This window comes from Planktosalinus sp. (assembly GCF_059864935.1).
The window spans coordinates 1-2,878 of the sequence record NZ_JCBCCK010000475.1; the positions used below are offsets into that span (position 1 = coordinate 1).

Consider the following 2,878-nt stretch of genomic DNA (forward strand, 5'->3'; position numbering starts at 1 on the left):
GTACTCAATTCGTTAAAACCTGGGCGATTTTGTTCAAAAGTATGGTTTATTGCAGCTGTAAATTGTGTGTTTTTTGAAAATGGAGGTGTGTATCTCAAATCAAATCCAAACTGATCTGCCGGAATAAAGGTTAAATTTTCATTTTCTTCCTTTAACTCTCCCCTAACTATGGCAGCTGTCGCCCTCAATTGCAGAGCATCGTCCTGAAATGGGCGATAGGTAATTTCCCATTCTGTTCCATAAAGGAGAGCATTTTGTTGCTGAAATTCCCAGATTTCAAGTCCGTCTTCGGGTCTAATTTCCCCTGTGTTGGTAAAGAAAATATAATTGGAAATATCATTTACATAGAGTGAAGCTCCAAGCCCCAGAGAATTTCCGGTAAAGGTGTAAGTTAAATCTGTTTGCAGGCTTTGTTCTCTTTCAAAATTGGCATTGCCCACTTCAAAGCGGCTGGTGCCTGGATGAGGTCCGTTTGAAAACAGTTCGGCGAGGTCAGGTGCCCTGAAGCCGGTTGAGGCATTGAGTTTCAATTGATGCATTGGGTTAAAGCGGTAGCTCGCACCCAGCGAACCTGTGAACCCACTAAAATTTGTGCTTAACTTTCGGTCTTGGGGATTTCCGGGAAGTATGAACCCATAATCTATAAGTGCTTGTGAATTTGCCAATGCCTCTACTTTTCGATAGTCAAAGCGAAGTCCGCCCTGGAGATAAAATTTATTCAGTTGTTTACTGCCTAAATAATAAACTCCAAAATCCTGGGTTCTCGCATTGGGAATGAGTATGTCTTCAGCTTCTTCTTTGTTAGAGGTGTTGATTAAACTTGCTTGCGCTCCGAAGGTATGAGTAAAATCAGACTCTGGGAAGAAGCTTATTCGGCCTGTAAAAAAGGTGTGGTGTTGTCTTAAGCCCAAATCAATTTTGTTAAAATCTTCTTCAATTTCGTCTCGGTCATTAAAATGATGAGAGAGGTGTAAAAAGGTTTGAAACTTATCGTGTAAACGCTCTTCACTAAAGGAAATCAGGTAATCGCTCACTTCCTGAAAAGGCAGTTGCATACTGCGGTCATTGCGGCTTGTGGCAAGTGTCTCTTGCATTTCATCATCATCTATGATTCCAAGATTTTGTTTTTGGTAAGTGAATGACAGTTTGTTTTTGTAATTGTTTTTGTCTATTCCTGTGTGTAACCTTAGGGTGTTATAATTAAACCTGCTGTTGCCAATGATGCGGTTCCCTCCGTTTTTATAATCGGCATGATTTTCATAAGCTGCATCAACGGCAAAAAAGAAATTCTTTTGAAATTTTTTGCCAAGTGACCCATAAGTTCTAAAACCATTTGAGGTACTGTTAAATGTTGAGCCAACATTGCCGGTGATGGCTCCAGAGGTTAAATATGATTCATCATCTTTTATGATAAGAACACCTCCAATAGCTCCTGATCCGTATAAGATAGAAGCGGGTCCTTTAATGATATCAACGCTTTTCACGCCCAATCCGTTTAAACCCAGCCCGTGGTCCTGTCCCCACTGGTGATTTTCCAGTTTGTTGTTTTGATACAGGGTGACCACTCTTGAAAACCCCAGGCCGCGAATGAAAGGTTTTACAATTCCGGGGCCCAGTTCAGCGCCGCTTATGCCCGGCAGTTCTTTTAAAACCCCTGCAACCCCTCCTGCATTACTGCTTTGTGAAATATGCTGCATATCCACTTGTGTCAGTGCATAAGGTGTGCGACGTGTAAGGCCGCTTTGTTTATCGATGATGAGTATGGTATTCAGCTCTTCAGGGGCGTAAAGTAAATTAATTTCAATAAAAATGGTGTTTGAGTTTTCAAATGAAACCCTTTTTGTGTGAGGAAGGTAGCCAAGTGCCTGTACTTCTATAGTGACTTTTTTTAAAGTAGTTTCCAGTTTAAATTGTCCATTTTCATCTGCTTGTGTTCCTGAGGTGTTATTCTTAATCACAACGGTTGCAAAAGGAACTGGACCATTTTGATCATTGATTTTTCCCTCAAGGAAATTCACTTCTTGTCCCAAGAGTGAAAGATAGGCGAAAGTAAAAATTATAGAAAGAGATAATTTCATTTAATGAATTTTTGACAAATATATAAAATAAATTTAGACAAGACTAAAAATATTATTTTATATCATATAAATTTGTATTTTTGCCAAAGCAAAACCTAGTTTATGTTTAGTGATTCAGAAGAAAACTATTTAAAAGCCATATTTCATCTAGAACGTTTTTCCAGTGAAGGTGTTTCCACCAATGGCATAGCCGAGCAAATGCAAACCAAAGCTTCATCGGTTACGGATATGCTTAAAAAGCTTGCAGACAAAAAATTGGTCAATTATGTAAAGTACCAGGGCGTAACCTTGTCAAAAGAAGGCAGAAAAACAGCCGCAAAAATTATCAGGAAACATCGCCTTTGGGAAGTTTTTCTGGTTGAAAAGCTCGATTTCAACTGGGATGAAGTTCACGAAATTGCTGAACAGCTAGAACATATCGACTCTGACAAATTGGTTGACAGACTTGACAAACACCTTGATTTTCCAAAGTTTGACCCTCACGGCGACCCTATTCCTTCTAAAGATGGTACTTTTCCTGAAAGGAATAAAGTATTGCTCAGTTCGTTGAAAGCAGGTGATTTCGGTGTTTGTGTGGGGGTGAAAGACACCTCTACCTCATTTTTAAAATTTTTGGATAAAAACGGAATTGCATTGGGCAAAAAGATCACGGTGATTGAAAAAGAAGATTTTGATGATTCTTTCAGAATTAAAATAGGTAATGAAAACCTCATGATTTCAAATTTAATTGCTTCAAATCTTTACTTAAAGACCAACTAATTTATGGATACCATAATCGATTATTTTGAGCAACTCAACCC

At 38.8% G+C, this 2,878-nt stretch carries 2 protein-coding genes; one reads left to right on the forward strand and one right to left on the reverse strand.

Going from position 1 to position 2,878, the window contains the following annotated elements; all coding sequences use genetic code 11:
• A partial coding sequence (locus tag AC6F75_RS13940; protein ID WP_500715695.1) for a TonB-dependent receptor domain-containing protein occupies positions 1 to 2,078 on the reverse strand: 2,078 nt, incomplete at its 3' end.
• A gap of 102 nt (positions 2,079 to 2,180) precedes the next feature.
• On the opposite strand from AC6F75_RS13940, the gene AC6F75_RS13945 reads away from it, so the two are divergent.
• On the forward strand, positions 2,181 to 2,837 hold the full coding sequence (locus AC6F75_RS13945) for an iron dependent repressor, metal binding and dimerization domain protein (protein ID WP_500715696.1): 657 nt from the start codon (positions 2,181 to 2,183) through the stop codon (positions 2,835 to 2,837).
• The last annotated feature ends 41 nt before the right edge of the window (positions 2,838 to 2,878 follow it).

Bases quoted from the DNA above. Each gene is read 5' to 3' on its own strand.
- AC6F75_RS13945 (WP_500715696.1), top strand. From the start codon at position 2,181: ATGTTTAGTGATTCAGAAGAAAACTATTTAAAAGCCATATTTCATCTA.